The sequence below is a fragment of the Sphingobium sp. genome (genome assembly GCA_023266575.1).
In the GTDB taxonomy this organism is placed as follows: Bacteria; Pseudomonadota; Alphaproteobacteria; order Sphingomonadales; family Sphingomonadaceae; genus Sphingobium.
Genome location: JAHFPV010000008.1, coordinates 12,115 through 35,185, shown reverse-complemented (window position 1 = coordinate 35,185; position 23,071 = coordinate 12,115). Strand labels below are relative to the sequence as shown.

Genomic DNA, 23,071 nt, shown 5'->3' with positions numbered 1-23,071 from the left:
CCCGACCGCCCACTGAGTGTATCCTGAATGGGCGGTCGGGTGGGGGTGAGGGCCGGTGCGGCAACCGAAATGCGCTCTTTCGCGCATTTCACGACAGACTCTTAACAACGGCTGTCAGCCCCATTCAGGGTCGGCTCAAGGCGAATCACCCATAAGACGTTCATCACTGGCGAAACCCGTCCCTGGGAAGCGCCGACGAAAAGACGAATTTTGGAAGGAGCAACGCCATGAAGATAAAGTTTCTGATCAATATGGGAGCCGCTCTGGCGATGGGCGCTGCTTCCCTGGCCGTGACGGCAACCCCGGCCATGGCCCGTGACGGCTATTATCGCGGTTATGACCGTGGCGATTATTATGGCGACCGTGGCTATCGCGGATATCGTGGTGACCGTGGCTATCGCGGCGACGGCGGCTATTATCGCGGCAATGACCGCTATTATCGCAGCAACGCCTATCGCGGCGGTTATCGCGGTGGCTATCGTTGCCGGGACAATGGCACGGGCGGCACCATCATCGGTGCGATTGCCGGTGGCCTGCTGGGCAATGAGGTCGGCAAGGGTTCGGGCCGCTATGGCCGTCGCGGTGACGGCACGACCGGCGCGATCATCGGTGCAGGCGTAGGCGCACTGGCCGGCCGGGCGATCGACCGCAACTGCTAAAAGCTAGCGCAAGTGAGACTGCGTGTTCCCGCGCGGGAACACATTTTGCAGAAGCAAAAACGAAAAGGCCGTCTCATCCGAGGCGGCCTTTTTGGGTCAGGGTTTGGGATCAGGCTGCGGTGCAACCCTGCCACGATCGGCACCCGCTGCCGCGCTGGCAGCGGGATTGAGGCCCACCTCGCCGCTCTGCGCTGCGCCGGTGCGCGCGTCGAGCATCGCGGCTGCATCGTTGAGCGCGCTGGCTTCACTCGCGCTGACCCCGCCGACGCCATCGGGCGATCCCGAACCGCAGGCGGTCAGTGGCAGCAGCGCGGCTGCGATGAAGATGGTGCGGATCATCGGTCAGTCCCCAATGGAAAAGGGGCCGCCCCGTTTCCGGCGCGACCCCTTTCCGAATTCTAAAAGTCCGTCTGGACTTACATCGCGTTCGCGACGTTGTTGGTCGCGTTCGACGCAGCGTTCGCGGCGTTGTCAGCAGCGTTCAGCGCGGCGTTCATGGCGTTGTCGGCAGCGTTCGACGCGTTCTCAGCCGAGTTGGCGGCGTTGTTGGCGGCGTTTTCCGCGCCACCCGAGCAGGCGGCCAGGCCGAGCGAAGCGGCGAGAACGAGCGAAAGAGCGATAGACTTGGTCATGGGCAGAAACCCCTCTCTGAGAATAAAAACGGTGCAGACCACTCTCGGAGAAAAGCTCACCCCCCATTGCGCCTGCGCGTTGATTCGTAATGCTTTGGTTGATGCAAGGCAATCCCATTCCTGCAATCCGGGCGGGAAACGGGTGCGCTTTTGTTCGCAGTTGCGGAAAAATAGCGGCCATTGACGCATATAAAGATTTCTTTATATGATGCAGTCATGCACACGGCACTCGATATTTTCCGGGCACTTGGCGACCCGACGCGGCTGCGCATCATCCATCTGTTGCGGGCAATGGAACTGGCCGTGGGGGAGATCGCGCAGGTCGTGGGGCAAAGCCAGCCCCGCGTATCGCGCCATGTCCGCATCCTTGCCGAAGCGGGCCTTGTGGAGCGGCGCAAGGAAGGCAATTGGGTATTCCTGCGGCTGGGCAAGGGCGATGATGTCGCCCCGTTCCTGTCGCTGTTTGACCGCCTGACCCCGTCCGATAGCGAGACTTTGTGGCAGGCGGCCGATCTGGCGCGGCTGGCGGCGGTGCGGGCGGACCGGGCGCGGGCGGCGGAGAGCTATTTCGCCGACCATGCCGAGGAATGGGACGCGATCCGATCGCTCCATGTGGCGGAGGCGGATGTCGAGGCGGCGATGACCGCGCTGCTGGGGCGCGAACCGATCGGCCATCTGCTCGACATCGGCACAGGCACCGGGCGGATGATCGAATTGTTCGGCGGCGCGGCGCAGGCGGTGACGGCGATCGATCGCAGTCCGGACATGCTGCGGCTGGCGCGGGCCAAGCTGCCTGACGATGCGGGCGACAAATATGTGCTGCTGCTGGGCGATTTTGGCGCGTTGCCGCTGGAGCCGGGCAGCGTCGATACCGTCCTGCTGCATCAGGTGCTGCATTATGCGCAGGTGCCGGAACAGGTGATCGGGGAGGCGGCGCGCGTCACTGCGATCGACGGCCGGGTGCTGATCGCGGACTTCGCGCCGCACGAGCGGGAAGAATTGCGCGTGCGTGATCAACATGCGCGGCTGGGCTTTTCCGACGAGCAGATAGAAGGCTGGTTCGCGGCGGCGGGCCTGCAACTGGAACGGGTGGACACTTTGCCCGGCCATGAATTGACGGTGCAACTGTGGCTGGGGCGACGCAAAAGCGCGCCTGTCCAGCAGCAAGAAGGACGGATTTCCGCATGACTTTGAACGATCCCGTCGCCCCGCTTTATGCGGACCTTGCGGGCGACTGCCATGTCAGCTTTGAATTTTTCCCGCCCAAGACGGAGAAGATGGAAGCCCAGCTCTGGTCGGCGATCGAGACGCTGACGCCGCTCAACCCCAAATTCGTGTCGGTAACCTATGGCGCGGGCGGTTCGACCCGTGAGCGCACGCATAATACGGTCGCGCGGATCGCGCGGGAAACCCCGCTGGCGGCTGCGGCGCACCTGACCTGCGTGGGAGCGAGCAAGGCCGAGATTGGCGAGATTGCCGACGCCTATTGGGAAGCGGGCGTGCGCCATATCGTTGCGCTGCGCGGCGATCCGCCCGAAGTGGGCGGCACGTTCGAGCCGCACCCTGACGGTTACAAGGGCGCCGCCGAACTGGTCGAAGGGCTGATGCAGCGTCATCCGTTCGAAATTTCCGTGTCGGCCTATCCCGAAGTCCATCCCGAAGCGGCCAGCGCGCAGAGCGACCTTGATAATCTCAAGCGCAAGCTGGACGCCGGGGCGACCCGCGCGATCACGCAATTCTTCTTCACCCCCGACGCCTATTTCCGCTTCCTCGACAAGACATTGGCGGCGGGGATCACGGCAGACATCGTGCCGGGCATCATGCCGGTCAGCAATTTCGCCGCGACCCAGCGTATGGCGGCGATGTGCAATACGCAGGTTCCCAGCTGGATGGGGCGCCTGTTTGAAGGGCTGGACGATCATCCCGCCTCGCGCCAGCTTGTCTCGGCGACGATCGCGGCGGAATTGTGCCGCAGCCTCTATGGCGGCGGCGTGCGCGACATTCATTTCTACACGCTCAACCGGGCGGAACTGAGTTTTGCGATCTGCCATTTGCTGGGCTTGCGGGCGACGGTGAGCAATGGAGGAACGGCATGATCTATCCTCATCCGTTCGCCCTGAGCTTGTCGAAGGGTTCCACCGACCGCAGGGAGGTGTCTTCGCCTCCGCTCAGACAAGGGCTTCGACTTCGCTCAGCCCGAACGGAGTTTTTAATATGACAGCTGAACAGACATTGCGCGCGCTGGCCGCGGACAAGATACTGATCTTCGATGGCGGCTATGGCACGTCGATCCAGAAGCATGGCCTGACCGAAGCGGATTATCGCGGTGATCTCGATCTGCCCAAGGACCAGAAGGGCAATAACGACCTGCTCTGCCTGACCCGGCCCGACATCGTGGAGGGTATCCACAGCGCCTATCTGGAAGCGGGCGCGGACATGATCGAGACCAACACGTTCAGCTCGACCAAGATCGCGATGGCCGATTATGGCTGCGAACATCTGGTGTGGGACATTAACATCGCGGCGGCCAAGTTGGCGCGCAGCGCGTGCGAGAAGGCGACGGCAAAGGACGGCAAGCCGCGCTTCGTCTGCGGTTCGATCGGCCCGACCAACAAGACGCTCAGCATTTCCCCCGACGTCAACGACCCCGCCTTCCGCGAGGTCGATTATGATACGCTCAAAGCCGATTATCGCGAGCAATGCGAGGCGCTGATCGCGGGGGGGGTCGATTTCCTGCTGGTCGAAACCTGCTTCGATACGCTGAACGCCAAGGCTGCGGGCATGGCCGCGCGCGAGGCGGAGGAAGCGGCGGGCCGCTCCGTGCCGCTGATGCTCAGCTTCACCATCACCGACATGTCGGGCCGTAACCTGTCGGGCCACACCATCAACGCCTTCTGGTATTCGCTGCGTCATCTGAAGCCGCTCACTATCGGCGTGAACTGCGCGTTCGGCGCGGATTTGCTGCGGCCCTATCTGGCCGAGCTGTCGAAAAATGCCGACACGCTGATCCTGGCCTATCCTAATGCGGGCCTGCCCAATGAGCTGGGCCAATATGACGAACTGCCCGCCACCACCGCGCGGCTGATCCGCGAATGGGTGGACGAAGGGCTGGTCAACATGGTCGGCGGCTGTTGCGGCACGACGCCCGCCCATATCGGCGCGGTGGCGAAGGCGCTGGACGGGCATAAGCCGCGTGTCGTGCCGGAATTGCCGGTCGTGACGCGGTTGGCGGGCCTGGAGCCGATGCACATCGCTGCCTGACCTGAAAAGCCCTCTCCCCTTCAGGGGAGAGGGTTGGGAGAGGGGGCTGTACGCGACCTCACCCAGTATCCCCTCTCCCCAGCCCTCTCCCCTGAAGGGGAGAGGGAGAAGAAGGCTGACATGACCACCCAGAAATCCACCGCCACCTTCGTCAATATCGGTGAACGCACCAACGTCACCGGATCGGCCAAGTTCAAGAAGCTGATCATGGCGGGCGATTACGCCACCGCCATCGACATCGCGCGCGAGCAGGTGGAGAATGGGGCGCAGATCGTCGACGTCAACATGGACGAGGGGCTGCTCGACGCGGTCGAGGCGATGACGACCTTCCTGAAACTCATGACGTCGGAACCGGACATCAGCCGCGTCCCCGTCATGATCGATTCCTCTAAATGGGAAGTCATCGAAGCGGGCCTCAAATGCGTGTCCGGCAAGCCGATCGTCAATTCGATCAGCATGAAGGAGGGCGAGGAGGCCTTCCTGTTCCACGCCCGCAAATGCATGGCCTATGGCGCCGCCGCGGTCATCATGGCGTTTGACGAAACGGGGCAGGCGGACACCAAGGAACGCAAGGTCGAGATTTGCGCCCGCGCCTATGACCTGCTGGTCGGCATCGGTTTCCCGCCGGAGGACATCATCTTCGACCCCAATATCTTCGCGGTCGCGACGGGGATCGAGGAGCATAATAATTACGGCGTCGACTTCATCGAGGCGTGCAAGGAGATCAAGGCGCGCTGCCCGCATGTCCATATCTCCGGCGGCCTGTCGAACCTCAGCTTCTCCTTCCGCGGCAACGAACCCGTCCGCCGGGCGATGCACAGCGTGTTCCTCTACCACGCCATCCCCGCAGGCCTCGACATGGCGATCGTCAATGCGGGCCAGCTCGACGTCTATGACACGATCGACCCCGAACTGCGCACCGCCTGCGAGGATGTCGTCCTCAACCGCGATCCCGAAGCGGGCGACCGCCTGGTCACGTTGGCGGAAAAATATCGCGGCACCGACGCGGTGGCGGACAAGGCCGCCGAAGCCTGGCGCAGCTGGCCGGTCGCCAAGCGGCTGGAACATGCGCTGGTCAAGGGCATCGACATGTATGTGGTCGATGATACCGAGGAGGCCCGCCTGACCGCCGACAAGCCGATCCATGTGATCGAAGGGCCGCTGATGGACGGCATGAACGTCGTTGGCGACCTGTTCGGCGCAGGCAAGATGTTCCTGCCCCAGGTCGTCAAATCCGCCCGCGTCATGAAGAAGGCGGTCGCGCACCTTCTCCCCTTTATCGAGGCGGCCAAGGAACCGGGCGCCAAGGGCAAGGGCAAGATCATCATGGCCACGGTCAAGGGCGACGTCCATGACATCGGCAAGAATATCGTCGGCGTCGTCCTGCAGTGCAACGGCTTTGAAGTCGTCGACATGGGCGTGATGGTCCCCTGGCATGACATCATCAAGGCCGCGAACGATCATGACGCCGACATGATCGGCCTGTCGGGCCTCATCACCCCTTCGCTGGACGAGATGGTCACGGTTGCCACCGAAATGCAGCGCGCGGGCATGACCATGCCGGTGCTGATCGGCGGCGCGACCACCTCCAAAGTCCACACCGCGCTGCGCATCGACCCTGCCTATACCGGCCCGGTGGTGCATGTACTGGACGCCAGCCGCGCGGTCGGCGTGGCCACCGCGCTCGTGTCCGAAACCCAGCGGGATGATTTCGTCCAGAAAACCAAGGATGATTATGAGCATGTCCGCGTCGCCCGCGCGAATAAGGGACAGAGCGCGCTCGTGCCGCTGGAGGACGCCCGCGCCAATGGGTTCGAGATTGATGAGAGCCTGAAAGCCCCGCGCCCACGCCTGCCCGGCGTCCATCGCTTCCCCGACTGGGATCTGAAGGATCTGATCCAATATATCGACTGGACGCCCTTCTTCCGCGCCTGGGAACTGGCAGGCAATTATCCCGCGATCCTGACCGATCCGGTGGTGGGCGAAAGCGCGTCCAGCCTGTTTGCCGATGCGCAGGCGATGATGGATCGGATCGTCACCGAAAAATGGCTGGTCGCGCGCGGCGTCGCGGGCCTGTGGCCCTGCCGCCGCGAAGGCGACGACATCATCGTCCATGTCGAGGATGAGAAACATTACACCCTGCCGATGCTGCGCCAGCAGATCCAGAAGCGCGAGGGCCGCGCGAATATGTGCCTCGCCGACTTCATCAGCCATGACGGCGATTGGATGGGCGGCTTTGCCGTCGGGATGCACGGCATTGAACCGCATCTGGCCCGGTTCAAGAATGCGATCGATGACTATTCGGACATTCTTTTGAAAGCACTGGCCGATCGCTTGGCCGAAGCCTTCGCCGAACGCCTCCACCATTATGTCCGCACCGCGCTCTGGGGCTATGCGGAAGGGGAGCAGCTGACCAACGAAGCCCTGATCAAGGAACAATATCGCGGCATCCGCCCGGCCCCCGGCTACCCAGCCTGCCCCGAACATAGCCTCAAGACGATCCTGTTCGAGATGCTGGACGCCCATCACGCCACCGGCATTACGCTGACCGAAAGTTTCGCGATGCTCCCGACCGCCGCCGTTAGCGGTTTCTATTTCGGCCACGCTCAATCGGAATATTTCGGCGTGGCGCGGGTAGGGCGTGATCAGTTGGAGGACTATGCGGTGCGGCGGGGGATCGATATCGACACGGCGGAACGGTATTTAAGGCCGAATTTGGATTGAGGCGATCTACATTCATTGTTTTGCGTTTTATATCCGTGCAAATCGGCGAATTTTGTAGGACTTGTCTGTCCGCAACAATAACGTGAGATACAGAAGTCGAGTTTGAAATAAGGCAAAAGGTGGGTCATGGGCGACAAAGGACGGAGCGTTGATCTCTTAGGCATAAAACCCGTCAGTAAAGCGGTAGAAATTGCTACTAAAGGTACGGTCGATGGCCTCGGATCATTCCTCAGTAGAATATGCCTGCCTGCCGCTGAGGAATTCGGCCTCCTTTTGAGGGACCGAATAAGCAGTTGGCGTCAAGATCAGGCGGCGAGTATAATTAGGAAGGCCGAAGCTAAGTTAGCAAAGAGAATGAATGCTGAACGGCTTCACGCTCATCCGCGATTGGTCATGTTGGCTCTTGAACAGGGTTCGTGGAACGACGCGGATGAGGTTCAGGAGGCATGGGCAGGACTGTTGGCATCCGCCTGTGATGGTTCTGGGCAATCGCAAGAGAACCTAATTTTCATGAATTTACTTGCGCAAATGACAGCGATGGAAGTTCATCTACTAAATTATATGTGCTTCAATACTAAAAAATTCCAAGATGAATTGGGATTTGTAGTAAGTAATGAATTCAAAATAAATATTAGTGAATTATGCAAAATTGCTGGAACAGATGATATAATATCACTTGATATTCAGTTGGATCATTTAAGAAAAATTGGCCTAGTTGAAGAAGGAGGTGGATTTTGGGTCGGATCCAATATTGTAAACATTGAACCTTCAGCACTTGCGCTAAATCTTTACGTGAGAGCGCAAGGAAGCATTGCTCCAGCAGTCGAATATTTCGGTCCGTTGGAACCGCTCCCTCTGCATATGAGGCCAAGTTTCGGTCAAATGCTGGATAATGATACCATCAATCCTTCCGATGAAGCGGCTGATCTCTAGTAGTAGCTTACCTTTCACGCCGCCCTCAACCCCTCACTCACCTCCCAGCCCTTGCACGCCAGCAAGACCGGCTTGGGTACGACTTTCTCGCCATTGGAATAATAAGCGACCATGCGCCGGGACACCCCCAGCGCCTCGGCGGCCTTGGACAGCGACAGGCCATGCCGCATTCGCCATTCCAGAAATGTCCGCGCATCATCATGGCCGGTCGCCGCCAGCGTTTCCAGCCAGAGCCTGTCCGCCCCCAACTCCGCCCCGCTGGGCCATGCCAGCCCATGCCCCCAATCGCCGATTTCCACCCGCGCAAACTCTGCTTGATCGCGTAGCGTGGCAAAGGCGCGGTCGGCCATCAATCCGGCCAGATCGAGATCGGCCTCGGTCCCGTCCGACCAGCTGATATGCAGCGTCGTCGCTCCGGTCGCATGGACGGCGCTAATCGTGCGCATCTTGTCGGTTATGCTCATCCGTTCAACTCCTGCCAGGTCTGCATAAGCAAGGCCTGATTGCGACGCGCCCATTCGACTGCATCATCCAATATCGCCGTTGGCACATGCCCTATGATCAATTCGAACGAGGCAATCGCCACCGAGCAGCGAAAATCCGGGCCTTCGATATGAAAATGCGGCACGCCATGATCGCGGCCATACACAGCGATCTTCCAGCGGGCAGCGCGATACATCGTGACCATAAGAGGAGGTTAGTGCATTCATTGCACTACCGCAAGCCCTTCCAACACAGAGAAGTCTTCGGGTTCATCCGCATAGGTTAACCAGCATCCATCCCATCCGCCACCCCGTCTCCCCCCCCTCCCAAAAAAAGGGCGTCCGGTTGCCCGGACGCCCTTCTTCGTGTCGTAAGGAAAGGGGAGGCCTTACGCGTTATAGACCTTGTCGACTGCCGCGCGGAATTTGGCCATGTCGTCGGCGGAGCCGACGGTGACGCGGGAGACGGTGGGCCAGATTGCCCAGCTGCGGCCGATCTGCACCTTTTCCGGGGCAGCCAGCAGCGCGGCCTGCATCTCCTTGGCGGGCTTTTTCCAGTTCACCATGAACATATTGGCCTGGCTGCCGGGATGGACCTCGATGCCCTTCTTGGTGAGCCAGGCGATGGTTTCCTCGCGATTGGCGATCATCTCGTTCCGGCGCGCCTTGATGAGGGCGGCTTCGGTATAGACCGCATTGCCGCAATGCATCGCGGTGATCGCGAGGCCCCCGGCCGCCGGGCCGAACAGCATGATGCGCTTCTGCACTTCGGGATCGGCGAAGGTGAGGCCCAGGCGCACACCGGCCATGCCGAACAGCTTGGAGAAGGTCCGCATGACGATGATGTCCTTGCGGGTGCCGATCAGCGTCGCGGCGCTCGGGCTTTCCGAGAAATGGAGATAGGCTTCGTCCACCAGCAGCATGGAATCGGCAGGCTTGTTGTCGAGCAGCCACTGGATGTCGGCCAAAGGCGTGATCGTGCCGGTCGGGTTGTTGGGCGTGCAGATATAATAGAGGCCCGCATTGGGATTGGCGGCCAGCATTGCCTTTACGTCATGGCCCTTGCCGATGGCCTGGGGTGCCTTGGCGATAGGGGCCTTCATATAGTCGGCGGTGCGCCAGGCGGACTCGAAGGTCGGGTCGGCGGTCACCAGACCCTTGGTCGGCGAGCAATAGGCCGCGACGATGCTGACCAGCGGGCCGCCCGAACCGGGCCAGGGCATGACATGGCTTTCGGGGATGCCCTCGACCGTGGCGACGGTCTTGACCAGGTCGCCGCGATAATTGTCGGGATCATACCAGTTGCCAAAGGATGCAGCTTCGGCGGCGGCGGCGACGCCGGACGGGAAGGGGCCGGTCCAGCATTCGTTCGCGCCGATACGCACCGCACCCTTGATGCCGCGCCCGGCCTGCTGCTGCGCCATCGCAGCATTGCCCAGCAACGTGCTGGCGGCAACGCCTGCGCCCAGCAGCGCGGCCACTTCGGCCAGCTGGCGGCGCGAATAGCCGCGTTCGATCAGATCGTCTCTGGCATCCTTGTCGAGCATCATGGTCATGTCGTCTGTCCCTTTGTCCTGCCGTCCGGGCGTTCTTTCCGGGGGTTCATGGGGATAAACGAAGCGGCGGCGCATTTCCGCAATGCGCCGCCGCCAGAGTTTGCAAAATTTATGGCGGTGAAGGGTCTGTTGCGAAATGCGCGAAAGAGCGCATTTCGGTTACCGTACCGGCCCACCCCCACCCGACCTCCCATTCAGGATACACTCTGTGGGCGGTCGGGTGGGGGTGCGGGCCGGTGCGGACCCTAAAAAGACATGACGTTACGCTTTCCACACCTTGTCGATGGCCGCGCAGAAAGCGTCCATTTCCACCGCCGACCCCACCGACACGCGCGAGACATTGGGCCAGATCGGCCAGCTGCGGCCAATCTGGACATTTTCCGCCAACAGCGCGTCGGCCATGGGCTTGGCGGGCTTGCCCCAATCGATCATGAACATATTGGCGTGGCTGCCGGGGATGACCTTGATCTTCTTCTTCGTCAGGAAGGCGATCGCCTTGTCGCGATTGGCGTTCATCTCCGCGCGGCGCGCCTTGATGAGGTCAGCCTGCGCGACCGATACCGTGCCGCAGGCGACGGCGGTCATCGGCAACATGCCAGTCACCTGCCCGCCATCATAACGCATCATCTTTTCCATCAGCACGGGCGCGGCGAAGGTCAGGCCCAGCCGCATCCCCGCCATGCCGAACAATTTGGAGAAGGTGCGCAGCACGATGACGTCATTGCGGGTCGCGGCCATGCTGGCGGCGGTGCCGGTCTCGGTCCAGTGGATATAGGCTTCATCCACCACCAGGATCGCGTCCTTGGGCTTGTTGTCGGCCAGCCACTGGATGTCGGCGATCGGCGTTACCGTGCCGGTCGGATTGTTGGGCGAACAGACATAATAAAGCCCGGCATTGGGATCAGCCGCCAGCATCGCCTTCACGTCATGCGCATAATCCTTGGTCAGCGGCACTTTGGTCACTTTCGCGCCCAGCCAGTCGCCGGTCCGCCAGATGGCCTCATAGGTCGGGTTGGCCGTCACGATGCCGCGCGTGGGCGAGGCAAAGGCGATCGCGACGCGGCTCAGCGGATCGGACGATCCGGGCCAGGCGACGATACGGTCGGCAGGAACGTCCTCGACTGCGGCCACGGCATCAAACAGTTTTTGATGCTCATTGTCCGGCTCGTAGCGATTGCCCTCGGTCACCAGCTTGAACGCGGCTTCGGCGGCAATCGGGAAGGGGCCGGTCCAGCATTCATTCGCGCCGATTCGGACAGCGCCAGCGACCGGCTTGGCCGCCTGCTGCGCCACGGCGCTCGTCGCGCGGATCGCCGCTGCGCCAGCGCCCAGGAGCGCGGTCGCCTTGGCCAGTTGCCGCCGCGAATAGCCCCGGTCCAGAAGATCGCGTTCAAACGCCGTTTCACCTGATGTCGCCATGGTCCCATTCTCCCTGAAAGCCGATTTTACATTCTTAGACGATTGTACAGAATGTTTCCGCCATGCAAATGACCTCTGCTTGAACGTCGCGCTGCATGAATCGCCTTGGAAAGCAGGCCGCCGATCTGATAGCGCTGACGCCATGCCCAGCACACCCGCCGCCGCCGCCCGCCAGATCCTCACCCGCCTTCAGGAAGTGATGGCGTCGCGCACCAGCGCGCAGGCCAAATTGAACAAGGTGGTGGAGATTATCGGCCAGTCGCTGTCGAGCGAGGTCTGCTCCATCTATCTGGTGCGCGAGGGCGTGCTGGAACTGTTCGCGACCCGCGGGCTGAAGCAGGAGGCGGTCCATGTCACCCGCATGGCAATGGGGGAGGGGCTTGTCGGTCTGATCGCCACTAATGTCGAGACGCTGAACCTGGACGAAGCCGCGTCGCACCCCGACTATAGCTACCGTCCCGAAACCGGCGAGGAGCTGTTCCACAGCTTTGCCGGCGTGCCGATCGTGCGGCGCGAACGGGCGATCGGCGTCCTGTGCGTGCAACATGCCGAACCGCGCAAATATGAGGAAGTGGAGATAGAGGCGCTCCAGACCGTCGCGATGGTGATGGCGGAACTGATCGCCAATGCAGAACTCGCCGATGACGGTCCCAGCGACCAGCGCGTCACCGACACCGGCACGACGATGCTGCACGGGCTGCAACTGGTGATGGGCATGGCGCGCGGCCATGCGGTATTCCACCAGCCGCGCGTCCATATCGAACATACGGTCGCGGAGGATACCGAGGCCGAGCGGCAGCGGGTCATTTCCGCCTTCGCCAAAATGCGCGAACAGATCGACCGGATGACCGGCGCTGCTGAATTCGGCATGGAGGGCGAACATCAGGAGGTTTTGGAAACCTACAAGATGTTCGCCTATGACGAAGGCTGGACCCGCCGGATCAATGAGGCGATCGACAGCGGCCTGACCGCCGAAGCCGCGATCGAACGGGTGCAGCAGCGCACCCGGATGCGGATGCGCCAGATTGACGATCCGCTGCTGTCCGACCGGATGCATGATCTGGAGGATCTGGCCAACCGGCTGCTGCGGATCGTGTCGGGGCAGCTGGGTACGGCGGCGCAGATGGGGCTGCGGCAGGACGCGATCCTGATCGCGCGCAACCTGGGGCCGGCCGAACTGCTGGAATATGATCGCCGCCGGTTGAAGGGCGTGATCCTGGAGGAAGGATCGCTGACCGCCCATGTCACCATCGTCGCGCGCGCCATGGGCGTGCCGGTGCTGGGCCGGGTGCGGGACATCCGCCATCTGGTCAATGAGGGCGACCTCATCCAGATGGACGTCAACGCCAATGCGCTGCTGATCCGCCCGACCGCCGACATGGAGGAGGCGTTCGACAATAAGCTGCATGTGACGCAAAAGCGCCGCGCCGAATTTGTCGCGATGCGCGATCTGCCATCGGTCACCGCCGACGGCCAGCGGGTGGAACTGATGGTCAATGCGGGCCTGCGCGAGGATGCGCAGGCGCTCGACATGGTGGGCGCGGACGGCATCGGCCTGTTCCGCACGGAATTCCAGTTTCTGGTGTCGGCCACCCTGCCGCAGCGCGAAAAGCAGCAGCGGCTCTACAAGGATGTGCTGGACGCGGCGGGCGACCGCCCGGTCATCTTCCGCACTGTCGACATCGGCGGCGACAAGGCGCTGCCCTATATGCAGCGTGAAGATGAGGAGTTGGAGGATAATCCGGCGATGGGCTGGCGCGCGCTGCGGCTGGCGCTCGACCGCGACGGGCTGATGAAGGCGCAGGCGCGCGCCCTGCTGGAGGCGGCGGCGGGCAAGGTGCTGCATGTCATGTTTCCGATGGTGTCGGAACCCTGGGAATATGAGGAGGCGCGTGCGCTGGTCGAACATCAGCGCTTATGGTTGCAGGAACGCAGGAAGAAGCTGCCGATCGCGGTCAAATATGGCGCGATGCTGGAGGTGCCGGCGCTTGCCGAGGTGCTGGACATATTGCTGCCCCGGCTCGATTTCCTGTCGATCGGCACCAACGACCTGACCCAGTTTCTGTTCGCGGCCGACCGCGCCCACCCGCGCCTGGCTGAACGCTATGACTGGCTGAGTATCGCGATCCTGCGCTTTCTCGACCGGGTGGTGCGGACCTGCAAGGATTATCAGGTTCCGGTCGGCGTCTGCGGCGAAATGGGCGGGCGCACGCTTGAAGCCATGGCGCTGGTTGGCCTGGGTATCCGCCGCCTGTCGATCACCCCGGCATCGGTCGGGCCGGTCAAGGCGATGATCCGCGCGATCGACGCTGCGGAATTGCAGGCGCTGATGCGCGAACTGCTGGACGGCGGCGCGCGCGACATCCGGGCGCGGCTGACGCAATGGGCGGTTGAACGGAACATCGAACTGGGGTGAGGTGAGCCGCAAGAACGCGGCGCGGCGTTGACAATCCCCGTCCCACAGTGAGACAAGACCGACCATCGAAGGTCGCGGAGCAGCATGGCAGACGAAACAGAATTGGACACCGGTGCGGACAGCGCACCGGAAATGCAGCCCGACACCCCCGGCGCGAAATTGCGTGCCGCGCGGGAGGCGTTGGGCCTGTCGCTGGCGGAGGTCGCCACCCGCACGCGCATAGCGCTGCGGCAGCTCGAAGCAGTCGAGCGTGACGATTATGCTGCCCTGCCGGGCATCCCCTATGCCGTCGGTTTCGCACGCGCCTATGCCCGCGCGGTCGATCTGGACGAGGTGGCGATTGCTGCCGAAGTGCGCCAGGCGGTGCATAGCAGCGACATGGGCGCCAATCGCTACGAAGCGTTCGAGCCAGTCGATCCCGCCCGCGTGCCTTCGCGCACGCTGGCCTGGACCGCGGCCATCATCGTCCTTGTCCTGATCGCGGGTTATACGCTCTGGCGCTCGCAATCGCTGACGCCGCCGACCGGCGAGGAAATCGCCCAGGAACAGGCAAAGGCCAAAGCCCCCGCCGCCGCCAGTGCTGCGCGGGTCGCGCCAGCCGCACAGCCGGTCGTCTTTACCGCCATCGACGATGTATGGTTGCGTATCTATGATGAAGCGGGCGAACGGCTGAAGGACGGCCTGCTCAAGAAGGGCGAGGCTTTCACCCTGCCAACGGGCGCGCGTAACCCGATGATCCTGACTGGGCGGCCGCAATCGCTGAGCGTCACTGTCGGGAGCAAGGTCGTGGCGCCGCTGGGCGCACCTGATCGGACGATCGCCGATGTGCCAGTCAGTGCCGAAGCGCTGCTGGCGCGCGGCACTGCCGCTGCCGCGCCCGCCGCTGCTGCTTCGTCTGCAACGCCGTCGTCCCGTCCTGCGCAGCGCCGGGCGACCCCGCGCCAAACCACGTCTCCATCAGCTGGCGACGTGGCACCCGCCGCCGCGCCTGCATCTGCTCCGCCGGCACCGGCGGCATCGGGCGATGGCACGGGCGGCTGAGTGTCGGTTCCGGGCGCGGGCGTGGCCAAACGTCACGCTTTACCGCGCGAAATAACGCCTTATGGTTAAGGCGATAGAGTTAGTCGGGGAATATCATGCGTCACGCCTTTTTCGCGACCTCCTGCCTGGCATGGAGCGCGCCGCTGCTGCTGGCGATCGCGCCGTCCGCCATCGCGCAAACCGCGCCGGTCGAGGTGCGGGTCGACCGGCTGGAAAAGGAAATGAAGGCGGTCCAGCGCAAGGTGTTTCCGGCCGGCGCGCCCATCGAAGCGCAGATTGTCCGTCCGGCTGCCCCGACGCTCGCGCCCGGATCGCCATCCTCTTCGCCCATATCGGACCTGACCGCGCGCGTCGGCGCACTGGAATCGCAGCTGGCGTCGATCACAGGCCAGGTCGAGGAAAACAGCTTCAAGCTCAAGCAGCTGGAAGAGGCTTTCAACAAATATAAGGCCGAAATCGAAGGCCGCCTGCTCCAGCCCGAAACCCCGCCCGCGGTGAAGCCGACGGCGGCGGCGCCCGTGACGGTCGATCCCGCACCGGTTGCGTCCAAGCCAGCGGCACCCAAGCCTGCGCCTGCGTCTGCCACCCCGGTCGTGAGCGAGGCCCGCAAGGCGGCGGTCGCGGCGATCGAGCGGCCCGATACGGGCGACGCGCCGATGGATGCCTACAGCTATGGCTATCGTCTGTGGGACGCGAAATATTATCCCGAAGCGCAGGCGCAGCTGAAAGCCACGGTCGACAAATATGGCACGTCGCCGGTTGCCAGCCGGGCGCAGAATCTGCTCGGCCGCGCCTATCTGGACGAGGGCAAACCTGCTCTGGCCTCGGTCGCCTTCTATGAAAATTATCAGAAGCGCCCACGCGGCGACCGCGCGCCCGACAGCCTCGCCTATCTCGGCGAAGCGCTGATCCAGCTCAAAAAGCCCGCCGACGCCTGCAAAGTCTATGCAGAACTGGAGCAGGTCTATGGAACGAGCCTGTCCGCCAGCCTGCGGGGCATGATGGACAAGGGCCGCGCCAGGGCGAAGTGCAGCTGACGAGTGACCGCGCTGGCCTGCAAGCCCGGCTGATCGCGGCGACACAGGCGCTGGTCGGGGATGACCCGGCGGCGCGCTTTGGCGTTGCGGTGTCGGGCGGGCCGGACAGCATGGCGCTGCTCTATCTGGCCGCACAGGCCTTTGCCGGGCGGGTGGCGGCGGTGACGATCGATCATGGCCTGCGCCCCGCTTCCGCCGACGAAGCGGCCATGGTTGCGCGCTGGTGCGCGGGGCAGGGCATCACTCACCATGTCGCAACGCCCGATACGCCGCCCGTTGGCAACATTCAGGCCTGGGCGCGCACGCATCGTTATGCGATGATCGAACAATGGCGGCTGACGCAGGGCATCGACTGGATCATGACGGCCCATCATGCCGACGATCAGCTTGAAACCCTGCTGATGCGGCTCAACCGGGGGTCGGGGGTTGGCGGTCTGGCCGGGGTGCGCGGGCGGTCAGGCACGGTCATCCGCCCGCTGCTGGGCGTGCGCAAGGCGGCGTTGCAGCAACTGGTGGATGATGAAGCGCTGCCGCATGTCCATGACCCCTCCAATGCCGATCCACGGTTCGACCGGGCGGCATTGCGTGTGGCGCTTGCCGGGGCCGACTGGCTGAACCCGGAAGCTGCAGCCCGCAGCGCAGCGGCGCTGGCGGAGGCGGAGGCTGCGCTGGACTGGAGTATTGCCGAATTGGCGGCGCGTCATGTCGAACGGAACGACGCGCAGTGGCGGCTCGATCGCACCGACCTGCCGCGCGAATATCTGCGTCGCCTGATCCTCCACATGCTGCACGCCGCTGCGCCCGATGCGGCCTTGCCGCGGGGCGATGCGCTGGATCGCGCGATCTGCGCGGCGCAGGCCGGGGGGCAAGCGAATCTGGGGGACTGGCTGCTGCGGGGTGGGTCGGTCTGGACGTTACGCCTTGCGCCGCCGCGCGCCGATTCCAAAAAAGTTCCACAACCCGACGTATGAACCCAACGGCCTGCCGTTTTTGTGCGCCGCAACAGTCTTTCCTTAACGCCGCCCATGCGCCATTCTGCGCGGAAATAAGCGGAGATTTGCAGCGATGGTGGAATTTGCGGCCCTGACCTATGGCCTGTTGGCCAGTGTCATTCTTTCGGCAGCGCAACGTAACCAGAAGCTGGCCCGGCCACACCCGCCACTGCTGCTCTATCTGGGCTATCTTCTCTGCGGCCTGTCGGCGGGGCTGGCGCTGGTGCTGGCCTATCTCGTCATTGTCCAACTCACCGTCGGTTAATCCTTGCCATATAGGGTCAGGCCCAAGCTTGCGCTTTGCCCGACGCGCCCTATCTTGGCCGGTGAAAGAGAGTGATGATGAACGACGAGAAAGACCCGCAGGGCAATCCCTGGATCAAGAGCGCGATGATTTGGGCAGGGGTGATTGTTGCCCTGTTGCTGTTCGTGTCCATGTTCGACAGCCGTTCCGCCTCCACTGCCGGGACAGGGATCGCCTATTCCGAATTCCGCTCGAAAGTGCAGGAAGGGCAGGTCAAGGACGTCGCCATCGCGCCCAACAAGATTTCGGGTACGCTGGCCAGCGGCCAGAAGTTCAACACCATTCCCGTCAGCGATCCGGGCCTCACGACTCTGCTGGATGACAATGGCGTCAAATATTCGGGCCAGGCCGAGGAGCAGCCCAGCTTCTGGATGATCCTCATCTACCAGTCGCTCCCCTTCCTGCTGATCCTGGGCATAGCCTTCTTCGTGCTGCGACAGATGCAGAAGGGCGGCGGCGCCGGCGGCGCGATGGGTTTTGGCAAGTCGAAGGCCAAACTGCTGACCGAAAAGCATGGCAAGGTCACCTTCGATGACGTCGCGGGCATTGACGAGGCGCGCGAGGAATTGCAGGAGATCGTCGAGTTCCTCAAGAACCCGACCAAATTCGCCCGTCTGGGCGGCAAGATTCCTAAGGGCGCGTTGCTGGTCGGTTCGCCCGGCACTGGCAAGACGCTGCTGGCCCGCGCGATCGCGGGCGAGGCAGGCGTGCCTTTCTTCACCATTTCCGGCTCCGACTTTGTCGAAATGTTCGTGGGCGTCGGTGCAAGCCGCGTGCGCGACATGTTCGAGCAGGCCAAGAAGAACGCGCCCTGCATCGTGTTCATCGATGAAATCGACGCGGTCGGTCGCCATCGTGGCGCGGGCCTTGGCAATGGCAATGACGAGCGCGAGCAGACGCTGAACCAGTTGCTGGTTGAGATGGACGGCTTTGAAGCCAATGAAGGCATCATCATCGTCGCAGCCACCAACCGCCCCGACGTGCTGGACCCTGCGCTGCTGCGTCCGGGTCGCTTCGACCGTCAGGTCGTCGTGCCGCGTCCCGACATTGAAGGTCGCGAGAAGATTTTGGCCGTCCACATGAAGAAGGTGCCGCTGGCACCCGACGTCGAACCGCGGACCATCGCGCGCGGGACGCCCGGCTTTTCCGGCGCGGACCTCGCCAACCTTGTCAACGAAGCGGCGCTGATGGCGGCGCGTCGCGGCAAGCGGCTGGTTGCGATGGACGAGTTTGAAGCGGCCAAGGACAAGGTGATGATGGGCGCGGAACGCCGCTCCATGGTCATGACCGACGATGAAAAGAAGATGACCGCCTATCATGAGGCTGGCCATGCCATCGTGTCGGTGCATGAGGCCGCGTCCGACCCGATCCACAAGGCAACCATCATCCCGCGCGGTCGTGCGCTGGGCATGGTCATGCGCCTGCCCGAACGGGACAGCTACAGCTATCATCGCGACAAGATGCACGCGAACATGGCGGTCGCCATGGGTGGCCGCGTCGCCGAAGAGATTATCTTTGGCTATGACAAGGTGTCGAGCGGCGCTTCGGGCGACATCCAGTACGCCACCAAGCTGGCGCGCGACATGGTCACCCAATGGGGCATGTCCGACAAGCTGGGTCCGTTGCAATATGAAGAGCAGCAGGGCGAAACCTTCCTTGGCTATTCGCAGAGCGCGCGCGTCCATATGTCGGACGAGACCGCCAAGCTGATCGACAAGGAAATTCGTGGGCTGGTCGAGCAGGGCTATAACCGGGCCAAGGAACTGCTGACCGGTCATGAGGACCAGCTGCACCTGCTGGCCAACGCGATGCTGGAATATGAAACGCTGAGCGGCGACGAGATCAAGGCGCTGCTGGAAAAGGGTGAGATCACCCGCGACGATGGCACGACGATCAAGCCGTCGGTCATTCCGGCAGCCGGTTCCTCCATCCCCCGCGCGGGCAAGCGCAAGGGACCGTTCGGCAACCCGTCGCCCGCCGGAGCCTGATCCGCCAAGATATCGACAGGGCGCGCGACCGCAGGGTTGCGCGCCCTTTTTCACGCCCCTGCCGCCAGCGCAATAAAATGCCCCAAAGGGACTGGCCGTCCGCGCCCATAGTGGTTACATGAGCCGCCACAAATCCCCCGGAACCAACCAGAGGTTCCGCATCAGAAAGTGGCATTTTCCATGGATATCCGCCTTGGCCTCACCTTTGACGACGTGCTGTTGCAGCCCGGCGAATCCGACGTGCTGCCCAGTCAGGCGGACACGTCCACCTATGTGACGCGCGAGATCAAGCTGAACATCCCGATCCTGTCGTCAGCGATGGACACGGTGACGGAGGCCGACATGGCGATCGTCATGGCGCAGCTGGGCGGCATCGGCGTGCTGCACCGGAACATGACGGTGGAGGAACAGGCCGACGCGGTGCGCGCGGTCAAGCGGTTCGAGAGCGGCATGGTCGTGAACCCCATCACCATTCTGCCCAGCGCCACGCTGGCCGACGCGCAGATGCTGATGCAGCGGCACAAGATCAGCGGCATTCCGGTGGTGGAAGAATCGGGCAAGCTGGTCGGCATATTGACCCACCGCGACACCCGCTTTGCCGAAAACCCGGCCCAGCCGGTCAGCGAATTGATGACGAAGGATAATCTCGCCGTCGTCCCCGCGGGCGTCAGCCAGGATGAGGCCAAGCGTCTGCTGCACCAGCGCCGGATCGAAAAGCTGCTGGTGGTGGATGACGCCTATCGCTGTGTCGGCCTGATCACGGTCAAGGATATGGAAAAGGCGGTCACCTATCCGCAGGCGACCAAGGACGGCACCGGCCGCCTGCGCGTCGCGGCGGCGACCACGGTGGGCGACAAGGGGCTGGAGCGCAGCGAGGCGCTGATCGACGCGGAATGCGACCTGATCGTCATCGACACCGCCCATGGCCACAGCAAACAGGTTTCCGCCGCCGTCGAAGCGGTCAAGCGCCTGTCCAACCATGTTCAGGTGGTTGCCGGCAATGTCGCCACCGCCGAAGCAACCCGCGCGCTGATCGGCGCGGGCGCGGATTGCGTGAAGGTCGGCATCGGGCCGGGATCGATCTGCACCACCCGCGTGGTGGCAGGCGTGGGCGTGCCGCAGCTGACCGCGATCATGGATTCCGCCGAAGCTGCCGCGAAGCTCGGCGTGCCGGTGATCGCCGATGGCGGCCTGCGCACGAGCGGCGACGTGGCCAAGGCGCTGGCAGCGGGCGCAGGCTGCGTCATGGTGGGATCGCTGCTGGCCGGGACCGCCGAAGCGCCGGGCGAAACCTTCCTCTATCAGGGGCGCGCCTATAAGAGCTATCGCGGCATGGGCAGCGTCGGCGCGATGGCACGCGGCAGTGCCGACCGCTATTTCCAGGCGGATATCAAGGACCAGATGAAGCTGGTTCCCGAAGGCATTGAAGGCCAGGTGCCGTTCAAGGGACCGGCCAAGGATGTCATTCACCAGCTGGTCGGCGGCGTGAAGGCCGCAATGGGCTATACCGGCAGCCGCACTATCCCCGACCTGCAGGAGCGCGCCCGCTTCGTGCAGATCACCAATGCCGGGCTGTCCGAAAGCCATGTCCATGACGTCACCATCACGCGGGAAGCCCCTAATTATCCGACGCGCTGAGTCCTCCCCGGTACGGGGAGGGAGACCGCTGGCGAAGCCAGTGGTGGAGGGGGGATGCTGTTTGGCGCTACCTCTCCTGTCGTTGCGCTTGCCTCCCGCCCCCTCCACCAGCCTTCGGCCGGTCCCCCTCCCCGTGCCGGGGAGGATATGACCCCCGCCGCCCGCCTTCAGGCTGCGATCGAGCTGCTCGACGCCATCATCGCGTCGGCGCGGGACGGTGGGCCTGCCGCCGACACGCTGATCGCGCGCTATTTCAAGGAGCGGCGCTATGCCGGGTCGCGTGACCGGCGGGCGGTGCGTGACCATGTCTATGACGCGATCCGGCGCGCGGGCGAGCGGCCCGACACAGGGCGCGAGGCGATGATCGGGCTGGCGCAGGAACGGCCCGATCTGGCTGCGCTGTTCGACGGGTCGGCCCATGCGCCGATGCCGATCGAGCCGGGCGAGGCCGGGGCCAGCGCCGGGGCGGTGCCAGCCTGGCTCGTGCCGCTGCTGGCTGCGCCGGTCGAGCAGGACGCCCTGTTGGGCCGCGCGCCAGTCGATCTGCGGGTCAATCGGCTGAAGGCCACGCCTGCCGCTGTCGCGCCGCACCTGCCCGACGCGCAGCCGATCGCCGGATTGCCCGATGGCCTGCGCCTGCCCGAAGGCTTCCCGGTCGAACAGGCCGATCCGTGGAGACAGGGGCTGGTCGAGGTGCAGGATGGCGGCAGCCAGATGATTGCGCTGGCCTGCGCCGTCGCGCCCGGCATGACCGTGGTCGACATGTGCGCCGGGGCGGGCGGCAAGACGCTGGCGCTGGCCGCCGCGATGGCGGGGCAGGGGACGCTGATTGCTGCCGATACGATCCGCGCGCGACTGGCGCGGCTCAGCCCGCGGGCCGAGCGGGCGGGCGCGACCTTCATCGAAACGCTGCTGATCGATCAGGGGCATGAGGGGCGGGGGCTGGACAGCCTGAAGGCCCAGGCCGATGTCGTGCTGGTCGATGCGCCCTGCTCAGGCACCGGTACCTGGCGGCGCAACCCGGAGGCGCGGTGGCGGCTGACGCAGGCGCGGCTCGATCGGCTGGTCGCGGAACAGGCGCGTATCCTGGATTTTGCCGCGCCCTTGCTGGCCCCCGGCGGGGCGCTGGTCTATGCTACCTGCGCGCTGACGGATCGGGAGGGACGCGATCGGGTGGATGGCTTTCTGAACCGGCATGACGGATGGACGGCGGAAGTGCTGGATATGCCGCTGGGCCGCGCCCATGGGGCTGGTTGGCTGCTGACGCCGGGCCATGATGGCACTGATGGTTTCTTCTTTGCGCGGCTGCGCCGGTCGGCATGAAAGCGGCGGCGTGAAACAGGCCATGGACAAGCGCCCGCAAAATGGCGACAGTTGGGCCACATCAATGCCTGAAACATGGCTGGAGACACTCATGCGTTTTACCCCCGCCTCGATCGCGCTCGCCGCTGTCCTGACCACCGTGTCCAGCGTCGGCCTGACCCAGCGTCCCGACGCGCAGATCGAGCCGCGCTCGATCGAATGGCAGAAAGCCGGTGCTGCGGCCTTCGCGGCAGGCAATCTGAACGGCGCGACCGATGCGCTGGAAAGCGCGCTGGCGGTCGATCCGCGCAACCGCGCCGCCTATGTCGATCTGGCCCAGGTCGCGCGCGCGCAGGGGCTGCAAGGCAAGGCGATCCGGCTTTACAAGGAAGCATTGTTGCTCGACCCGACCGACGTGACCGCGCTGGCGGGGCAGGGCGAGGCGATGGTGGAGAAGGGCGCTTTGGCCAAGGCCAAGGAGGTGCTGGCCAAGGCGCAGAGCCTGTGCAAGACCGATTGCGCGCCGGTGGGCAAGCTGGCCGCCGCGATCCAGAAAGGGCCGCCCGCGGTGGCGCTGACTGCCAAGGATGCCGTTCCGACCGCGCCCAAGACGGTGCCGACCGAGACGCCGTAAATAGGATTTGCGGCGCTTAACTTCGCATATTTCCCGGTAAATGCGACATTTTG

Annotated in this window: 21 protein-coding genes; 15 read left to right on the top strand and 6 right to left on the bottom strand. The window is 63.6% G+C overall.

The annotated features are described in order from the left end of the window. Positions 1 to 227 precede the first annotated feature (227 nt). Positions 228 to 659, top strand: coding sequence for a glycine zipper 2TM domain-containing protein (locus Q0D44_RS09530; protein ID WP_294135819.1), 432 nt, complete (start codon positions 228 to 230; stop codon positions 657 to 659). A 96-nt stretch (positions 660 to 755) separates the two neighbouring features. On the opposite strand, the gene Q0D44_RS09525 is transcribed toward Q0D44_RS09530, so the two are convergent. Continuing rightward, a complete protein-coding gene (locus tag Q0D44_RS09525) occupies positions 756 to 998 on the bottom strand; it encodes a hypothetical protein (protein WP_294135817.1) in 243 nt (80 codons plus the stop codon). Positions 999 to 1,075: 77 nt separating this feature from the next. Then, positions 1,076 to 1,291 carry a circumsporozoite protein gene (locus tag Q0D44_RS09520; RefSeq protein ID WP_119747887.1) on the bottom strand — a complete coding sequence of 72 codons (216 nt, stop codon included), beginning with the start codon at positions 1,289 to 1,291 and terminating at the stop codon, positions 1,076 to 1,078. Positions 1,292 to 1,507: 216 nt separating this feature from the next. On the opposite strand from Q0D44_RS09520, the gene Q0D44_RS09515 reads away from it, so the two are divergent. The 5 genes from Q0D44_RS09515 (at position 1,508) to Q0D44_RS09495 (ending at position 8,209) form a co-directional block, all read left to right on the top strand. Continuing rightward, complete coding sequence (locus Q0D44_RS09515) at positions 1,508 to 2,479, top strand: metalloregulator ArsR/SmtB family transcription factor (protein WP_294135814.1); 972 nt, start codon at positions 1,508 to 1,510, stop codon at positions 2,477 to 2,479. Further along, entirely contained in the window at positions 2,476 to 3,387 is a 912-nt protein-coding gene (gene metF / locus Q0D44_RS09510; RefSeq protein WP_294135811.1) for a methylenetetrahydrofolate reductase [NAD(P)H], read from the top strand. Before Q0D44_RS09515 ends, metF begins: the two co-directional genes overlap by 4 nt. A gap of 118 nt (positions 3,388 to 3,505) precedes the next feature. Further along, complete coding sequence (locus Q0D44_RS09505) at positions 3,506 to 4,552, top strand: homocysteine S-methyltransferase family protein (protein WP_294135810.1); 1,047 nt, start codon at positions 3,506 to 3,508, stop codon at positions 4,550 to 4,552. Between the two features lie 120 nt (positions 4,553 to 4,672). Beyond that, the gene (gene metH, locus Q0D44_RS09500) at positions 4,673 to 7,276 is read left to right on the top strand and encodes a methionine synthase (protein WP_294135809.1); all 2,604 of its coding nucleotides are present in this window, start codon (positions 4,673 to 4,675) and stop codon (positions 7,274 to 7,276) included. A gap of 126 nt (positions 7,277 to 7,402) precedes the next feature. Next, positions 7,403 to 8,209, top strand: coding sequence for an Abi-alpha family protein (locus tag Q0D44_RS09495; RefSeq protein ID WP_294135806.1), 807 nt, complete (start codon positions 7,403 to 7,405; stop codon positions 8,207 to 8,209). Between the two features lie 14 nt (positions 8,210 to 8,223). Here Q0D44_RS09495 and Q0D44_RS09490 read toward each other — a convergent pair whose 3' ends face one another. The 4 genes from Q0D44_RS09490 to Q0D44_RS09475 all read right to left on the bottom strand — a co-directional run bounded on the left by Q0D44_RS09490 (position 8,224) and on the right by Q0D44_RS09475 (position 11,666). Beyond that, positions 8,224 to 8,673, bottom strand: coding sequence for a DUF2442 domain-containing protein (locus Q0D44_RS09490; protein ID WP_294135803.1), 450 nt, complete (start codon positions 8,671 to 8,673; stop codon positions 8,224 to 8,226). After that, positions 8,670 to 8,897 carry a DUF4160 domain-containing protein gene (locus tag Q0D44_RS09485; RefSeq protein WP_294135800.1) on the bottom strand — a complete coding sequence of 76 codons (228 nt, stop codon included), beginning with the start codon at positions 8,895 to 8,897 and terminating at the stop codon, positions 8,670 to 8,672. Before Q0D44_RS09485 ends, Q0D44_RS09490 begins: the two co-directional genes overlap by 4 nt. 183 nt (positions 8,898 to 9,080) lie before the next feature. Beyond that, entirely contained in the window at positions 9,081 to 10,247 is a 1,167-nt protein-coding gene (locus Q0D44_RS09480; protein ID WP_294135798.1) for a pyridoxal phosphate-dependent aminotransferase, read from the bottom strand. A 261-nt stretch (positions 10,248 to 10,508) separates the two neighbouring features. After that, positions 10,509 to 11,666, bottom strand: coding sequence for a pyridoxal phosphate-dependent aminotransferase (locus Q0D44_RS09475; RefSeq protein WP_294135796.1), 1,158 nt, complete (start codon positions 11,664 to 11,666; stop codon positions 10,509 to 10,511). A 142-nt stretch (positions 11,667 to 11,808) separates the two neighbouring features. Here Q0D44_RS09475 and ptsP point away from each other — a divergent pair, with 142 nt between their 5' ends. The 9 genes from ptsP to Q0D44_RS09430 all read left to right on the top strand — a co-directional run bounded on the left by ptsP (position 11,809) and on the right by Q0D44_RS09430 (position 23,018). Continuing rightward, a complete protein-coding gene (gene ptsP, locus Q0D44_RS09470; protein WP_294135794.1) occupies positions 11,809 to 14,082 on the top strand; it encodes a phosphoenolpyruvate--protein phosphotransferase in 2,274 nt (757 codons plus the stop codon). An 84-nt stretch (positions 14,083 to 14,166) separates the two neighbouring features. Further along, on the top strand, positions 14,167 to 15,123 hold the full coding sequence (locus Q0D44_RS09465) for a helix-turn-helix domain-containing protein (protein ID WP_294135792.1): 957 nt from the start codon (positions 14,167 to 14,169) through the stop codon (positions 15,121 to 15,123). A 95-nt stretch (positions 15,124 to 15,218) separates the two neighbouring features. Continuing rightward, on the top strand, positions 15,219 to 16,160 hold the full coding sequence (locus tag Q0D44_RS09460) for a hypothetical protein (RefSeq protein ID WP_294135789.1): 942 nt from the start codon (positions 15,219 to 15,221) through the stop codon (positions 16,158 to 16,160). Next, positions 16,151 to 17,131: a tRNA lysidine(34) synthetase TilS gene (tilS, locus tag Q0D44_RS09455; RefSeq protein WP_294135787.1), complete on the top strand. Its 981-nt coding sequence runs from the start codon at positions 16,151 to 16,153 to the stop codon at positions 17,129 to 17,131. The genes Q0D44_RS09460 and tilS overlap by 10 nt, the downstream gene beginning before the upstream one ends. A 94-nt stretch (positions 17,132 to 17,225) precedes the next feature. Beyond that, positions 17,226 to 17,417 carry a hypothetical protein gene (locus Q0D44_RS09450; protein ID WP_294135785.1) on the top strand — a complete coding sequence of 64 codons (192 nt, stop codon included), beginning with the start codon at positions 17,226 to 17,228 and terminating at the stop codon, positions 17,415 to 17,417. A gap of 77 nt (positions 17,418 to 17,494) precedes the next feature. After that, a complete protein-coding gene (gene ftsH, locus Q0D44_RS09445) occupies positions 17,495 to 19,444 on the top strand; it encodes an ATP-dependent zinc metalloprotease FtsH (RefSeq protein ID WP_119747404.1) in 1,950 nt (649 codons plus the stop codon). A gap of 180 nt (positions 19,445 to 19,624) precedes the next feature. After that, positions 19,625 to 21,082, top strand: a complete 1,458-nt coding sequence (guaB, locus tag Q0D44_RS09440) for an IMP dehydrogenase (RefSeq protein ID WP_217673477.1) — start codon at positions 19,625 to 19,627, stop codon at positions 21,080 to 21,082. 147 nt (positions 21,083 to 21,229) lie between these two features. Next, a complete protein-coding gene (locus Q0D44_RS09435) occupies positions 21,230 to 22,405 on the top strand; it encodes an RsmB/NOP family class I SAM-dependent RNA methyltransferase (RefSeq protein WP_294135781.1) in 1,176 nt (391 codons plus the stop codon). A gap of 91 nt (positions 22,406 to 22,496) precedes the next feature. Further along, positions 22,497 to 23,018, top strand: coding sequence for a hypothetical protein (locus Q0D44_RS09430; protein ID WP_294135780.1), 522 nt, complete (start codon positions 22,497 to 22,499; stop codon positions 23,016 to 23,018). Positions 23,019 to 23,071 lie beyond the last annotated feature (53 nt).